A 15,258-nucleotide genomic window follows, 5' to 3' on the forward strand; every position below is an offset into this window, starting at 1 on the left:
GATGAGAAAAAGATCCAGGACGCTCGCCGTCGCCTGCGCGGTGCCGTTGTTCGGCGCGCTGTCGGCGTTCGCCGTCCCGGTGGCCTCGGCCCAGTCGGCGCCGTCCGGGCCGGCGACCGAGTTCACCGTGCTCGCCCGCGACTGGTCGAACGTCGCGGCGGCGCAGCGGGCCGTGCGGGAGGCGGGCGGCACGGTCGTCACCACCAACACCGCGGTCGGCCTGATCACCGCCAGCGCGCCCTCGAACGGTTTCGCCGAAAGGGTTTCCGGCGACCGCGCGGTGTTCGGCGCGGCGAAGACGAAGCCGATCGGCGCGGCGCCCAAGGACGGTGCCCGCGGCGTGAAGCCGGACGTGGTCGAGAAGGAAGGACAGGGCGGCGGCAGGGCCGCGCCCACCGCCTCCGCGCGGCGCGCGGACCCGATCAGGACCGACCCGCTGGACGAGCAGCTCTGGGGTCAGCGGGCCGTCCGCGCCGATCTCGCGCACACGGTGACGAGGGGCGGCAAGAAGGTCAAGGTCGGCATCATCGACACCGGCGTCGACGGGACGCACCCGGACATCGCGCCGAACTTCGACCGGGCGGGTTCGCGGAACTTCACCAAGGACATCCCCACCGACGTCAACGGCGCCGTGGTCGACGGGCCCTGCGAGTACCGCGGCTGCGTCGATCCGGTCGACCACGACGACAACGGGCACGGCACACACGTCGCGGGCATCATCGGCGCGGCGCTGAACGACTTCGGCGTCTCCGGGGTCGCGCCCGACGTGTCGCTGGTGAACATCCGCGCGGGCCAGGACTCGGGCTTCTTCTTCCTCCAGTCCGCCGTCGATGCGCTCACCTACGCCGGTGACGCCGGGATCGACGTCGTCAACATGAGCTTCTACGTCGATCCGTGGCTGTACAACTGCGCCGCGAACCCGGCGGACAGCCCCGCGCAGCAGGCCGAGCAGCGGACGATCATCGAGGCGATGACCCGCGCGATGAACTACGCGCACGGCAAGGGCGTCGCCCAGGTGGTCGCGCTGGGCAACCAGCACGACGAGCTCGCCGCGCCGCACGACGACGTCAAGAGCCCCGGATTCCCGAGCAACAGCACGCATCCGCGCAAGATCGACAACGCGACCTGCCTCTCGCTGCCGGTCGAAGGACCGCACGCCATCAGCGTCGGCTCGTTCGGCCCGTCACAGGCGAAGGCAGACTACTCGAACTACGGCACCGAACGGATTTCGGTGTCCGCGCCCGGCGGGTACTTCCGCGACGGCTACGGCACGCCGTGGTTCAACACCCTGCAGAACGAGATCCTCTCGACCTACCCGAAGAACGTCGGCGTGGCGTCGGGGAAGATCGACGCCGCGGGGAACGTGACGCCCGCCGGGGAGACCGCGGGCATCCAGAAGGCGACCGCCCCGGACGGCCGCGTCGGCTACTACCAGTGGCTGCAGGGCACCTCGATGGCCGCTCCGCACGCGACCGGTGTCGCCGCGCTGATCATCTCGCGGTACGGCAAGCCGTTGCCGCACGGTGGTTTCGGGATGGACCCGGACGCGGTGAAGCGCGTCCTCGAAGGCACCGCCTCGCCGATCGCCTGCCCGGTGCCCAGGACGGTGGACTACCTCAAGGAGGGCCGCGACGCGTCGTTCACCGCGACCTGCCTCGGTGACCCGTCGTTCAACGGCTTCTACGGCCACGGCGCCGTCGACGCCTACGCCGCCGTCACCCGCGGCGCCGCCTTCCTCCGCCCCTAGCCGTTGTTCAGCGAAGGTCCGTGAATGCCACATTGAGGGACTCAGAGTCCCTCAATGTGGCATTCACGGACCGAGGCCCCCGGGAAGATCAGTCGCGGTTCGAGGCCTTCTTGACGAACTTGGCCAGGTCCTTCGACTGCTGGACCCGGGTCGGCTCGTGGACGTACATCATGTGCCCGGCCGGGTAGTACGCGGTGTCGATGTTGTCCCGCAGCTCCTCCGGGATCTGGAGGCTGGCCAGTACGTGCTCGGCGGCGAAGTGCGGGGTGGCGCCGTCGTAGTGGCCGAACGCGACGTGCACCTTCAGATGCGGGTTGGCGCGCATGGCGGCGGCGAGCGAGTCCACAACGGACACCGAGCGGCCCTCGAAGTCCGCGTAGGACCACGCCTTGAACGTGTCGATCGAGAGGATCTCGTACGGCAGGTCGTTCCGGTAGTCGAGCTCGGCGCGGACGTAGTGGTTGAAACCCGCGGAGTACGCGCCGATGATCCGTGAGATCGACGGGTCGTCGCTCGCGTGCTCGCGGCCGCCGTCGGGCTCCCAGGTGGTGAACCGGCCGTCCATGCGGCCGACCACGAGGCCGCGGTCGCGCAGCAGCTCGGTGAAGAACCGCACGTGCTCGATCCGCAGCCCGACCCGGTCCACATAGGACTCGCTGAGCCCGGTCAGCGAGGCGAGGGTGGCGACGGTCTCCGCGCGGTCCTGTGTGGACAGCCGGGCGCCGCGGGCGAGCGCCCACGGCAGTTCCTTCGCGGCGAAGTCCTCGGCGTCGGCGAGTACGTCGTCGAGCGGCCGGTCGCCGTGCAGGCCGTGATAGTGCGCGATCGCGGCGTAGGTGGGCACGTACAACGAGTACGGCAGGTCGTTGCCCTCGGTGAACCGCAGGGTGCCCAGATCGAGCACGGACGAGATGAGCAGCAGCCCGTTGAGGTAGAGGCCGTGCCGTTCCTGCAGGTGCGCGGCCAGCCCGGCCGCGCGCAGCGTCCCGTACGACTCACCGGCGAGGAACTTGGGGGACAGCCAGCGTTCGTTGCGGGACACCCACAGCCGGATGATCTCGCCGACGGACTCGATGTCGCCCTTGAACCCGTGGAAGTCCTTGGTGGTCTCGCCGTCGGTGGCCCGGGAGTAGCCGGTCGCGACCGGGTCGATGAACACCAGGTCGCTGTGTGCCAGCAGGCTTTCCGGGTTGTCGGCCAGCCCGTACGGGGGCGCCGCCGGGTTGTCGACGTCCCCGGAGAGCACCCGCCGCGGCCCGAGCAGTCCGAGGTGCAGCCAGATGCTGGACGAGCCGGGCCCGCCGTTGAACGCGAACGTCACCGGGCGCGTGCCGGGGTCGGCGTCGTCGAGCGTGTAAGCGGTGACGAAGACCTCCGCCTTCGGCTTGTGTCCCTCGGCCTTGCCGTCGGTCACGACCTCCTTGCGCAGCACGATCCGCCCGGTCTGCGCGGTGTAGGCGAGCTTGCGCCGCTTCACCGTCAGCGTGTGGTGGGTCGTGACGAGGTCGTCCGCCGGCTCGGGAGCCTCGGCCTTCGCGGGCTCCGCCGGTTCCGCTGGTTTCTCTTCAGAGGTCGTTTCCGCCATGGAACCAACCTAGTGCCGGGGGTGCACGACCTTCGGCGGTCGCGCGGCTGTGGCATGGTGACCTGGTGCACATCCGCCCGCGTTCGCTGGCCGAACTGGACGCCGAGGTGATCGGGTGCCGCGCCTGTCCGCGGCTGGTCGCCTGGCGAGAGCAGGCCGCGCGCACGAAACGCCCGGCCTTCGCGGATCAGGAGTACTGGGCGCGCCCGGTCCCCGGATTCGGGCCCGCCGACGCCGCGCTGGCGATCGTCGGCCTCGCCCCCTCGGCGCACGGCGCGAACCGCACCGGCCGGATGTTCACCGGTGACCCGTCCGGCGACTTCCTCTTCCGCGCACTGCACGAGGTCGGGCTGGCCTCGCAGCCGACGTCGACCGCGATCGGCGACGGGCTCAGCCTGATCGGGACCAGGATGGTCGCGCCGGTGCGCTGCGCGCCGCCGGAGAACAAGCCGACCCCGGCCGAACGGAACACCTGCCGGCACTGGCTGGCGGCCGAGCTCGACCTGCTGCGTCCCACCCTGCGCGCGGTCGTCGTGCTCGGCGCGTTCGGCTGGCAGGCGCTCCTGCCGGTGCTCGCGGACGCCGGGTGGCCGGTCCCGTCCCCGCGGCCCGCCTTCGGGCACGGGGCCGTGCTCCAGCTCGACGACCTGCGGGTTTTCGGCTGTTACCACGTGTCCCCACGCAATGTCCAGACGCATCGGGTGACTCACGCGATGGTGTGCGAGGTGCTGACCTCGGCCGCCAAGGTGACAGGGCTCTTCTGAATCGGTGCCGAAGAGGTGGCGACGCTGGTCACAGCCGGGTGGGGTCCCCGAGCGATACGCGCGCGTGAGTGCGACTATAGGTACATGGCTGCTAAGTCGGAACCGACTCGGATCCTCGTGCTCGGTGGTGGGTACGTCGGGCTGTACACCGCGTACGGCCTCCAGAAAATGCTTCGGGCCAATGAGGCGTCCGTGACGGTCGTTGACCCCCAGCCGCACATGACCTACGCCCCGTTCCTGCCGGAGGCGGCGGCGGGCGCGATCGAGCCGCGGCACGTGGTCGTGCCGCTGCGGCGCGTGCTCAAGCGCTGCCACGTGCTCACCGCGCGGGTCACCAAGATCGAGCAGGCGCAGAAGTCCGTCACGGTCGAGGCCGCGGACGGCCACGTCGAGCAGCTGGGCTACGACATCCTCGTGGTCGCGCTCGGCGCCGTCGCCCGGGTACTGCCGATCCCCGGCCTGGTCGAGGAGGGCATCGCCTTCAAGACCATCGGCGAGGCGATCTACCTGCGCAACCACGTCATGACCAAGCTGGACGAGGCGGCCAGCACGCTCGACCCCGAGCTGCGCAAGCGTTTGCTGACCTTCACCGTCGTGGGTGGCGGGTTCGCCGGTATCGAGGCGCTGGCGGAGCTGGAGGACATGACCCGCTTCGCCACGAACTACTACCCGAACATCCAGCCGGAGGACATCCGCTGGGTGCTGGTCGAGGCCGCCGGGCGCATCCTGCCCGAGGTCCGCGAGACCCTGGGCGTGTACACCGTCCAGCAGCTCGAGAAGCGTGGCATCGAGGTCTACCTGTCGACCGCGGCGAAGTCGTTCGAGAACGGGCACGTCGTGCTTTCGGACGGCACCGAGTTCGACACCGACACGATCATCTGGACCGCCGGGGTGAAGGCCAACCCGGTGCTGGCCAACTCGGATCTGCCGCTCGACAAGCGCGGCAGGCTCGAGGCGACCGCCGGCCTGCAGGTCGTCGGTCACCCGGACGTCTGGACCGCGGGCGACAACGCCGCCGTGCCGGACCTCTCGCGCACCGAGGCCGACCCGACCGCGACCTGCCCGCCGAACGCGCAGCACGCCGTCCGGCAGGCGCGGCACCTGGCGAAGAACATCATCCGGGTCGTCCGCGGCGGCAAGCCGAAGGACTACTACCACAAGAACCTCGGCGCCGTCGCCAGCCTCGGCCTGCACAAGGGCGTCGCGGACGCCATGGGCATGAAGATCAAGGGCTTCCCGGCCTGGCTGTTCCACCGCGCCTACCACCTCAAGGCGATGCCGACCTGGAACCGCCGGGTGCGCATCCTCTTCGACTGGATGCTCGGCGGCCTGTTCCGCCGCGAGATCATCTCGTTGGGGCAGATCAACAACCCGAAGGAAGACTTCGCGCGGGTCTCGAAGTCCTGACCCGGCCGGGACTACTGCCGAGAGGTGAAAGCCTCTCGGCAGTGCCCTTTCGCCGTGGTTCCGGCGGACCGACGCCCCGGGGTGACGCGCATCGCCTAGGCTGAGCGGTGCCCCCGTAGCCCAACTGGCAGAGGCAGTCGACTTAAAATCGACCCAGTGCGGGTTCGAACCCCGTCGGGGGCACTCCTTGCGCACCGGACAAGCAGACGGCAGCCGCCCTCGCCGGTGTCTGGGTCAACGGCGAGGACGGCTACCGGGTGGAAGCCCGGCCGGCGATTCATGGGGGAGAAAGCACCGGCCGGGCGGCCTCAGCCGACGTGTGACCCAGGCGTGTGAAACGTCGGCTGAGGAAACTGGGGAACAGGACTTCTACCGCGGAGAATTCGGGGCAGCGGCGAGTGCGCTGCCGATGCTGGCGATCGTCGCGGCGGCGGGTTTCTTCCGGAAGATCAGGCTGACCTGCTGCACCAGCGCGCTGTCCTCCCAGCGCCGGTAGGTCGCCACGACCATGGTGGTTTTCGGGAACCGATCGTCGAAAACGAGGCTGTTGTCGCCGTCGCGCTCGTCCACGACGCAGTCGGAGCGCGCGCGGGAGGTCACCTTCACCGCGAACGGGTTCTGGGCAGGACCCGGGGTACTTCCTTGGTAGAACCGGTAGACCACCGCTGTGCCGGGGAACACGATCCCGGAGAACCTGAGGATCGTTCCCGGCGGATAAGCCGGACCCGGAACGCCCGTCCCGTCCGGCGCGTCGCCGGAGTAGACGGAATGCGATGGCTGGTTGCCGGTGGTCGGTACGCCGATGGCGGTGCCCCGGGCGAACGGGGCGGCCAGTGCACCGAGCCCGACGGTCAGGCCCGCCACGCTGAAGATCCGTTTCGTGCGCATGACTGCTTCCCTCCGGACACCGTTCCGTGGCGCCGGCCCGCTCGCCGAGCCGGAGGACCCAGCGTGAACCAGCGCCCTGACTCGGCGTTGAACCAGACCTGAATTACGGCACCGTTCGTTCGAGTGGCTTTGTGCCCAGCGCGAGGAGGTGTCGAGGACACGGGCTCGGCGCTAGGCTGCCGGGGAGACGGCGCGTGGCCGGGGAGGCTGATGCGGTTTCGGGTGCTCGGCCCGGTACAGATCTGGGACGGCGAGGATTGGGCTGCTGTTCGCGCGGCCCAGCCGCGTTCCGTGCTGGCGCTCCTGCTCGTCGATGCGGGCCGGGTGGTCGCCACCGACCGGCTCGTCGACGAACTGTGGGGCGTCCGCCCGCCGAGGACCGCGTTGAACACGGTCCAGGTCTATGTGAACCGCTTGCGGCGCTTGCTCGGCGAGGACGCGCACGAGCTGCTGGCCACCACCGGCCGCGGGTACCGGCTCACGGTCGCCGATGGCGAACTGGACGCGTGGGTGTTCCAGAGCCTTGTCGAATCCGGGCAACGCGAACTGGCCGAGGGACGGGCCGAGGCGGCGGCGACGACGCTGGCCGCGGCACTGGCGTTGTGGCGTGGGCCGGCATTCTCCGAGGTGTCGGCCGGAACCACCGTGGTCGAAGCCGAGCGGCTGGACCAGCTCAGGCTGACCGCGCTGGAGGCACGGCTCGACGCGGATCTGCGGCTGGGCAAGCATGCCGAGGTCGTGGACGAGGTGCAGGGCTGGGTCCTGCGGCATCCCTTGCGTGAGCGGTTGCTGCACCACCTCATGCTGGCGCTGTACCGGTGCGGCCGCCGGGCGGAGGCGCTCCAGGCCTACCGGCGCGGCCGCGCGAGCCTGGTCGCCGAGCTGGGGCTGGAGCCGGGGCCCGCCCTCCGGGAACTGGAACACGCCGTGCTGTCGGATGATCCGGGGCTCGCGCTCGTGCCCGAGCCGGTGCGGGGCCGGCTCGTCCGTCCGGTCCAGTTGCCCGCCGATGTCGCGGGTTTCACCGGGCGCGAGGCCGAACTGGCCGAACTCGACCGGCTGCTCGCCGACGCCGGTGAAGCACCGGCCGCCCTGTTCGTCTCGGTGATCACGGGCACCGCCGGTGTCGGCAAAACCGCGTTGGCGTTGCACTGGGCACACCGGGTACGCGAGCGGTTCGACGACGGACAGCTCTTCGCGGATCTCCGTGGCTACTCCACCGGCACACCGGCGCGGCCGATCACGGTGCTGACCCGCTTCCTGCGGGCGCTCGGTGTGCCAGCCGACGAGATCCCCGCCGATGTCGACGAGGCGGCCGCGCTCTACCGCAGCATCCTGGCCGACCAGCGCACGCTCGTCGTGCTGGACAACGCACGGGACGCGGAGCAGGTTCGCGCGTTGCTCCCCGGCTCGGACACCTGCGCCGTGCTGGTCACCAGCCGTACGCCCTTGTCCGGGCTGGTCGCTCACGACGGCGCGCGAAGCCTGCCGCTGGACCTGCTCACCACGTCCGAATCCGAAGCCCTGCTCCGGCGCGTGCTCCGCCCGGCCCGCGCCCAGCCGGTCGGCGAACTGGCCGTGCTGTGCGCGGGGTTGCCGCTGGCACTCCAGATCGCGGCCGCGCATCTGCACACCCGTCCCGGCCTCTCGATCGGCCGCTACACGGAACAACTGCGGGGCGACGACCGGCTCACCGCGCTCAGCGTCCCTGACGAGGAACAACCAGCCGTGCGTACGGCCTTCGACCTGTCCTACCGGCGTCTCGGTGCTGACGCGCGGCGGTTGTTCCGGCTCCTCGGGGTGGTTCCCGCCGTGGACTTCACCGTTGGCGCGGCGGCCGCGCTCGCCGGGGTGACCGAGGCCGAGGCGGACCGGTTCCTCGCCGAACTCACCATGGCGCACCTGCTCGACGAGCACCAGCCCGGCCGGTACCACAGCCATGACCTGCTGCGCTTCTACGCGCGCGAGCGGGCGGCCCGCGAGGACGACACGGACGCCGCGACGGACCGGCTCCTCGCCTGGTACCTGGCCACCGCCGACCAGGCGGCGAACGCGCTGTATCCGCATTTGCGGCGGCTCACCATTCCCGCGACCGACGCCGTCCGGTCGACCTTCGCCGATCACACCGACGCGGTCGCCTGGCTGGACGCCGAACGGCCCAACTTCCTCGTGATGGTGACGCATGCCGCCCAGTACCGGCCCGTCGCCGCGGCCGGTGTGCTCGCCGACGCGCTGCGTGGCTATTTCTGGCTTCGCATGCACACCGCGGACTGGCTGACCGCCGCCGGGTCCGCACTGGACATCGCCAAGGCCGTCGGCGACCCGCACGGAACGGTCACCGCGCTGCTGAGCCTGGCCGACGTCCACTATCGCCAGGGTCACAGCGAACGCGCCGGGCAGTACTCCGCCGAGGCGCTGGCGATGGCCACGGACATCGGGTGGCCCGACGGACAGGCCGCTGGGCACGGGTACCTCGGCAACCTCGCCGCGCAAGCGGGACACCTGGCCGACGCCGTCCGCCACCACCGGGCTTCGCTCGCGCTCAACCGGCGGACCGGGCGACTTACCAAGCAGGCCAACAATCTCTGGAGCCTCGGCAAGGCACACTCGTATCGAGGCGACCTGCGGGAGGCACTCGGCTGGTACACCGACTCACTGGCGCTCCAACGGGAGCTGCGGTCCGCGTCCGGGCAGGCCGACGTCCTGACCGAACTCGGCCTGATCCACCACGATCTGGGCGATCTCGATCAGGCGACCCGGTGCCTCACCGCCGCGCTGGACCTCCACCAGGAGACCGGTGACCGTGGCATGGAAGCCGCGGCGCGAGCCGGACTCGCCGCGGTGCGCGCCGACGCCGGTCACTATGACGTGGCCTTCGACCAGGCCCACGCGGCCCGGTCCCTCGCCCGTGCCGTGCGGGACCGTCCGGTGGAGGCCGAGGCCCTCATCGCCCTCGGCGCCGTGCATCACCTCCTCGAACACCGTGCCGAGGCGTCGTCCCGGTTCCGGGAAGCCCGGGAACTCAGTCACGCCATCACCCAACGCTTCCCGGAGACCAAGGCGCTCATCGGGCTCGCCGCGGCACGCAACGATCCCGGCGACGCGCGGGCCGCGCTCGCGCTCGCCCGGCGGCACGGCTACCGCCTGCTGGAGGGACAGGCGCTCCTCGTGCTGGCGGTCGTCGCCCCGGAACGCACCCAGGCGATCGAAGAGGTCACCCGCGTGCGTGCCCGGTTCGCCGAGATCGGCCATCGCCTCGGTGAGGCACGGGCCCGGCTCGTCCTCGCCCGGCTGCACGGCCGCGACGGGCACCACAGCCAGTCCCGGGTCCAGCGCCGGAACGCGCTCGCGCTCTTCCAGAGCATCGGCGTGCGGTGGACCGACCATGCCAACGTCCTGCCGGCCTTCCCCCGCATAGGTCCATAGTGGATGGTCAGGCGGCACGATCTGTTTCCCCTTCGACTGGATGCTCGGCGGCCTGTTCCGCCGCGAGATCATCTCGCTGGGGCAGATCAACAACCCGAAGGAAGACTTCGCGCGGGTCTCGAAGTCCTGACCCGGCCGGGACTACTGTCGAGAGGTGAAAGCCTCTCGGAAGCCTGTCCCGCCTGTGCCGCTTCGATCCGGGCTGACCCCGCTCGAACTTGCTCAGCACGTGCTGGAGCGGATCGAGCGGGACAATGCCCACGTACACGGCCGTAAGCGCCGGTTCCGGTGGCGCGCGGTGGCGATCCGGGTACTGCTGCTCGCACTGTCCGGGATGTCGACGATCATCCTGGGACTGCAGAACCTCGACGGCTGGACCGGTTTCGCCTTCGCGCTAGTCGCGGTCACGACCGTGGTAAGCGCGCTTGAGCCGTTCTTCGCGTGGCGCTCGCTGTGGGTACTGATGGAGGAAGGGCAGTTCCACTTCTACCGGCTCCGGGACGAACTCGCCTTCTACATCGCGTCGACGCCTCCCACGGAGCTCGATTCGGCTGTGATCAGCGCCAAGTTCGATGAATACCAGGCCGTCTGGGCGCAGCTGGGACAGCGATGGCTGGAGTTCCGGCGGACCGACGCCCCGGGGTGACGCGCATCGCCTAGGCTGAGCGGTGCCCCCGTAGCCCAACTGGCAGAGGCAGTCGACTTAAAATCGACCCAGTGCGGGTTTGAACCCGTACGTTCTCTTCGACCCCCGGAGGCGAGCTCTGCGGACCCTGCACAGGGCGCCCGGTGTGGTGAGCGTCGCCCCGCCCGTACCGGCCACCAAGCCGGACACCCCGTCGGCTCGCTGGTGTAGGAGAGTCATGGAGCGGACGCCTCCCGTGCAGCTGTCACCTGCTCGTCTCGCCTGTCGGGAACCGCGTCGCCTCTGAACACTAGGTTCGTGTTCAGGCTTCGGCCCCCTCCCAGCCGTATTCGTGGAGTTCGGGCACCCGCGGCGATCGACGAAGGGGTTCGGATGAAGGTGCTCGTAGAGGTCGCCGCGCTCGTCGTGGCGGGGTTCTGGTCGTCCTGACCGGTGGGCCCGGTGGCAAGGACTGGCACACCCGGTGCGGTTCGGCTCTGGCCGAGGTGGTGGGTAGGCACGCGAACGCTGCTCATCGTGCTGGACCTGATCGACGACTCCTCACTGCCCTCGGGCAGCGAGGAGGATGCCGTCCACACCATGCTCGCGACCAGTGACGATCGCGTCGCCAGCAGCCTGTGGCAACAGCGGGGTGGACCGGCGATCTTCGCGCGGCAGGCCAAGAGGCTGGGGCTCGCGCACACGGGCTGGGGCCGTTCCGGGTGCTCAACACCACGGGCCTGGTCCGTCTAGCCCGCCGTGGACACAAGTCCGCCGACTCCCCGGTGCGCGTGCTCGACTTCCTCGATCATGCCCCAGACGCCGTCGTGTTTTCCGCCGCAGGTGCGTACGAAGGCCTCGGTGAGCTCCTCGACAAGCGCCTGCTTCTGCTTGTCGGTGCGACCGGAAAGCATGGATACTCTGATCAACAGCTCATCGTCTCCTCGCGTCTTCGTCTTCGGAGTTGAGCTGGAACCTCGCCTGGTCGGGCCTGGAAGCTCGCTCACGGCGGTGAGGCAGTACCCTACCTGTCCTCACCGCCGTGACTGAGCCATTTCAGTGCATGTGAGCTTTGTCTGGGTTCCAGTAGTCTGAATTCCAGTAGCTAAAGTCCACCGTGGATTCGGAAGCGAGAGCCTTTGCCTCCGTAGCGGGAATCTTCTGGACAAACACCGGCCCGCTGCAGATGAGAGCTACCCCGGCCACGAGGGGCAGCACGGTGGCCTTCGAGAAGTTCTTCATCGTCCTTCTGTTGCTCTAAAATTATTTCTATATGAAAAGGTTCCAGCTGGAGTCGACTGCTGCCAGATGTGCAGGCGTCGACTGAATGCCCGAGGTATCGAACGAGGGACAGCGTACAGACGAGTTACGCGGTGGCTACACGGGGGCCCACTGAGGGGTGAATCGTTGCGGGTGGATAGCCCTGCTGGTGCGCATCAAGGAACCGAGTGGGTGATGGTGGTTGTTGCTGACGGTGTCGAAACACTCGGATGAGTGAAGTTAATTCAGAGTAGGTTTCATGTTGTCATCGAGGGCTTGGTTGGAATTGCCGGGCGCGGTGCCGTCCGCAGCGTCGCGAGATCTTGCCGGACGCGCTCGGCCTTCGCGTGGTTGTTCAGGTCCGCGTAGATCGCCTTTGCGTGTAGCCAGCCCTCCTCGGCGGCAGCAAGGCGACCCAGGTCCTTCAGAGCCCGAGAGAGGATGTGGAAGGCGTTCGCTTCTATGGGAGCGTTGTGGGAGCGTGTGGCGAGTCGTGCGGCCTGTCGCGCGTAGCCGATTGTGGCCTGACGATCGCCGAGCGCGTAATTGATGGTGGCCATGACCTCGCAAGCGCGCGGGCCGACCTCGACATCATTGATGCTCTCGATGATTTCCAATGCTCTGAGCCCGTGTTGTCGCGCTTGGTCGTACTGCTTTTGCTCGGCCAAGATTGCTGCTATCTCGGTGAGGGATTCGGCCTGGCCGTGGCTGTGGTCTATCTGCTCTCGTAGACGCAGGGCGTGGCGATACAGGGAAAGCGCTTCACTGTGTTGTCCGCGTGCCTGAGAGGTGCTCGCGAGTTCGTGGAGGGCTGCGGACTTCGCGCCAGGGCTGCCGGTGGCGGTGGCGTGGTGTAGTGCCCGTCGATGGAGGTCGGCGGCGGCATCCAGGTTTCCCGCTTGCCTTTCATATTTTCCGAGGTGGGACAAGGAGATGGCGATGCCCATGGTGTTGCGGGTCTGCTGTGCTATGGCGGAACAGAGGTGGAATTCGCGTAGGGCGGCCTCCTGATCTCCCAGTGCGAGGTGGATGAAGCCAAGGTCGCTCCGGGTGCCGCCCTCATGATCGAGCCCGCCTTCCACTGCCTGTGTCGAAGTCGCGGAAATCTCGTAGAGGTCTCGCAATTCCTCATACATTCCGTGCCTTCGGTACAGGCCGTATAAATTGTGCGGAATTCGCCAGGCGTAATCGTGATATCCGCGTGGTGCGGCCCAGCGCACGACGGCTGAGATGTTTGCGCGCTCGCGTAGAAGCCAGGCTTTCGCCTCAGCGGCGATGGTGAAATCCAGTGCTGGTGCGTGCGGCACCGCGGGGAGCATCGGTACCGGAATGCGGAAAGGAAAGAGCAGCCGGTCGGCGGCGTAGCTCGTGTGCAGGTAGAACGACAACAGCCGACGTTCGGCTTCGGCGCGGATGTCCGAGTGTTCGGCACCTTCGGTGAGTTCTCGGGAAAAAGCACGAAGGAGGTCGTGCAGATGGTAGTGGCCGGACTTGCCTCGCGAGGTCAGGAAGTGCGTGCTGACAAGTACATCGAGGAAGTGCTGCGTTTTCCTCGTCGAGTTGCCGGACAGTGCAACCGCGGCGGGCAGGGTAAGCTCCGGCGCGGGGGAGAGTCCGATGACTCGGAACAGTGCTTGGGCGTCCGTGGGAAGCGCCCGGTAGGTGATGGACAAAGCAGCCCGAATGCTCGTGGGCGGGTCGTCCCCGTCGTCGCCAATGTCGAGCAGACGGTTCTGGTCCTGTAGTTCGTCGGCGAACTCTGTCAGTGCGGCGCCGTGCCTGCTCTCGATGTGCCGGGCGACCACTTGTAGCGCGAGAGGGAGCCCGCCGCACAGCGCGGTCAGTCGCGCGAGCGAGTTCTGCTCGTTTTCCGCCCTGGCACCGATGCGGCTGCTCAGGACACGCGCCGCGTGAACGTCGTTCAGCCGAGTGACGGAGCAGTGTCGGGCGCCGTGTCGGCTCGCCAGCGCGGTGAGTGACTTCCTGCTGGTCACCACTACGAGACTCGGGGCGAGCGGGAACATCAGTGGCAGGACGTGCGCGGAGTTCGCGGCGTTGTCGAGCACGATCAGGGCGCGACGCCCGGCGAAGATCTCGCGGAGTTTGGCTTGCTTTCTCGCGCGTGTGGGGAGGCGGGAGATGGGTACGCCGAGCGCGTCGAGAAGCTCGTCGATCACGTCGCCGGCTTCGGCGGGGTGCCCGCCGTCGAAGCCGTGGAGGTCGACATACAGAGCGGTGTCGACGAGCTGGCCGTACTGCTGATGTGCCCAGCGCAGTGCGAGGGCCGTCTTGCCGATGCCGGCCAAGCCGTCCAAGACCACCACGCCGGGGCGGAAACGGCCGTCCTCGGTACGGGCCAGCTCATCGAGGGTGGTCAGCAGATCCTGGTGACCGACGAAGTCGGTAACGCCGGGCGGGAGCAGGGACGGTCCTTGCGGGGCGAAGGCCGGCAGCAGGCTGGACGGCCGGTTGCGGGTGACTGGGTCAGCGGGCCGCCGGGGAAGCGGAACCAAGGCCAGCCGCTCGGCTGCCCCGCGGGCGCCTGGTGTCGTCCGGGTGGCCGACCTTCGCGGCTCGGGTTCGGACAGCAGGGTGTTGTAGTACTTGCGCAGGTCCTCGGCCGCGGTCGGATCCTCGTCGAGGAGCGCTTTGCGTGTCTTGATGTGATAGTCGCCCATTTCGTCGGTGCGGTCGAGTTCGCGCAGGATGTACAGTCGGCGTCGTACCAGTCCGATGTCGGTTCGGTGTTCACGTTGCAGCTCGTCGAGCTTCCGTAGCGCGGTCTCGAAACGCTCCAGTGCGATCAGTTCGCCGAGCAGCAGTTGGTTGGCGGGCAACCAGGTGTGCTGGATCGCCGAATAACGCCAGTCGGCCGCCCGCTGTGACTTGAGAACTGCCAGCGGCTGACCTCGCCAAAGATCGAGCGCCGTGCCGAGGATGGCGCAAGCCGTGTCGTGGTCGTGCTCTTTGCGATGTTCTTGGGCGCTCCTGAGCAGACTCTCGAAAGCGAAGTAGTCGATTGTCTCTCGTTCGACATCGATATGGAGAGTCCCGTCGATGGTGTGGAGTTTCGCGGGAGCATCGGCGTCCCGTATCGCTTTGTTGATGCGCCCGGCGTAGGTGCGTAACGTAGCGGGCGCGTCGGTCGGGGTGCGTTCGTCCGTCGACCAGACCCAATCGGCCAGCGTGTTCACCCCCATGCGCACCTTTGGTTTCACCAACAGCGTCGCCAAGAGTTGCTGCAGTTTCAGTGAACCCCACTCCGTGCTCAAACGACCGTGCATACGCATGGTAGTTTGCCCGAGAATTCCGAACGCGACTTCCAGCTGCACAGCGCTCCCCCCTCCTGGGATTGCTGAGTGGAACTTCCCCGCTTCCCCGCGAGTCTGGCATTCGTGCACCGGGTTACGCAGGGATCGTCCGTGGCTGACATCGATTTGTCACCTTTGACGCGTGTTTGTCGCAGACTTGACGGTCGCATTGACACGCCGTTGAACACAACACACCTCACACTTCCGGTGTCCGAGTGAACGCCGATAGAGGGAGTGCGATGCGT

Annotated in this window: 10 protein-coding genes and 2 tRNA genes; 8 read left to right on the forward strand and 4 right to left on the reverse strand. The window is 68.3% G+C overall.

Annotated elements, in window-relative coordinates; genetic code table 11:
• Position 1 precedes the first annotated feature (1 nt).
• The gene (locus ABD987_RS26070) at positions 2-1,747 is read left to right on the forward strand and encodes a S8 family serine peptidase (protein ID WP_345399005.1); all 1,746 of its coding nucleotides are present in this window, start codon (positions 2-4) and stop codon (positions 1,745-1,747) included.
• An 88-nt stretch (positions 1,748-1,835) separates the two neighbouring features.
• Here the strand turns inward: ABD987_RS26070 and ABD987_RS26075 are convergent, their stop codons facing one another.
• Positions 1,836-3,332: a S10 family peptidase gene (locus tag ABD987_RS26075; protein WP_345399008.1), complete on the reverse strand. Its 1,497-nt coding sequence runs from the start codon at positions 3,330-3,332 to the stop codon at positions 1,836-1,838.
• Positions 3,333-3,403: 71 nt separating this feature from the next.
• Between ABD987_RS26075 and ABD987_RS26080 the strand changes: the two genes are divergently transcribed.
• The 3 genes from ABD987_RS26080 (at position 3,404) to ABD987_RS26090 (ending at position 5,686) form a co-directional block, all read left to right on the forward strand.
• Positions 3,404-4,096: a uracil-DNA glycosylase gene (locus tag ABD987_RS26080; protein ID WP_345399957.1), complete on the forward strand. Its 693-nt coding sequence runs from the start codon at positions 3,404-3,406 to the stop codon at positions 4,094-4,096.
• Between the two features lie 84 nt (positions 4,097-4,180).
• The gene (locus tag ABD987_RS26085) at positions 4,181-5,503 is read left to right on the forward strand and encodes an NAD(P)/FAD-dependent oxidoreductase (protein ID WP_345399011.1); all 1,323 of its coding nucleotides are present in this window, start codon (positions 4,181-4,183) and stop codon (positions 5,501-5,503) included.
• A 109-nt stretch (positions 5,504-5,612) separates the two neighbouring features.
• Positions 5,613-5,686: transfer RNA gene (locus ABD987_RS26090), tRNA-Leu, on the forward strand.
• A gap of 186 nt (positions 5,687-5,872) precedes the next feature.
• Here the strand turns inward: ABD987_RS26090 and ABD987_RS26095 are convergent.
• Positions 5,873-6,391 (reverse strand): hypothetical protein, encoded by a 519-nt coding sequence (locus ABD987_RS26095; RefSeq protein ID WP_345399014.1) that lies wholly within the window; start codon positions 6,389-6,391, stop codon positions 5,873-5,875.
• Between the two features lie 210 nt (positions 6,392-6,601).
• Between ABD987_RS26095 and ABD987_RS26100 the strand changes: the two genes are divergently transcribed.
• The 4 genes from ABD987_RS26100 (at position 6,602) to ABD987_RS26115 (ending at position 11,195) form a co-directional block, all read left to right on the forward strand.
• Complete coding sequence (locus ABD987_RS26100) at positions 6,602-9,817, forward strand: AfsR/SARP family transcriptional regulator (protein WP_345399017.1); 3,216 nt, start codon at positions 6,602-6,604, stop codon at positions 9,815-9,817.
• A gap of 184 nt (positions 9,818-10,001) precedes the next feature.
• A complete protein-coding gene (locus ABD987_RS26105) occupies positions 10,002-10,463 on the forward strand; it encodes an SLATT domain-containing protein (protein ID WP_345399020.1) in 462 nt (153 codons plus the stop codon).
• 30 nt (positions 10,464-10,493) lie between these two features.
• A tRNA-Leu gene (locus ABD987_RS26110) sits at positions 10,494-10,561 on the forward strand.
• A gap of 418 nt (positions 10,562-10,979) precedes the next feature.
• Complete coding sequence (locus ABD987_RS26115; protein ID WP_345399023.1) at positions 10,980-11,195, forward strand: hypothetical protein; 216 nt, start codon at positions 10,980-10,982, stop codon at positions 11,193-11,195.
• Here the strand turns inward: ABD987_RS26115 and ABD987_RS26120 are convergent.
• Positions 11,192-11,449 carry a tautomerase family protein gene (locus ABD987_RS26120; RefSeq protein ID WP_345399026.1) on the reverse strand — a complete coding sequence of 86 codons (258 nt, stop codon included), beginning with the start codon at positions 11,447-11,449 and terminating at the stop codon, positions 11,192-11,194. The genes ABD987_RS26115 and ABD987_RS26120 overlap by 4 nt on opposite strands.
• Before the next feature lie 510 nt (positions 11,450-11,959).
• On the reverse strand, positions 11,960-15,034 hold the full coding sequence (locus ABD987_RS26125) for an AfsR/SARP family transcriptional regulator (RefSeq protein WP_345399029.1): 3,075 nt from the start codon (positions 15,032-15,034) through the stop codon (positions 11,960-11,962).
• Positions 15,035-15,258: the final 224 nt, after the last annotated feature.

It is taken from the genome of Amycolatopsis samaneae, assembly GCF_039541975.1.
In the GTDB taxonomy this organism is placed as follows: Bacteria; Actinomycetota; Actinomycetes; order Mycobacteriales; family Pseudonocardiaceae; genus Amycolatopsis; species Amycolatopsis samaneae.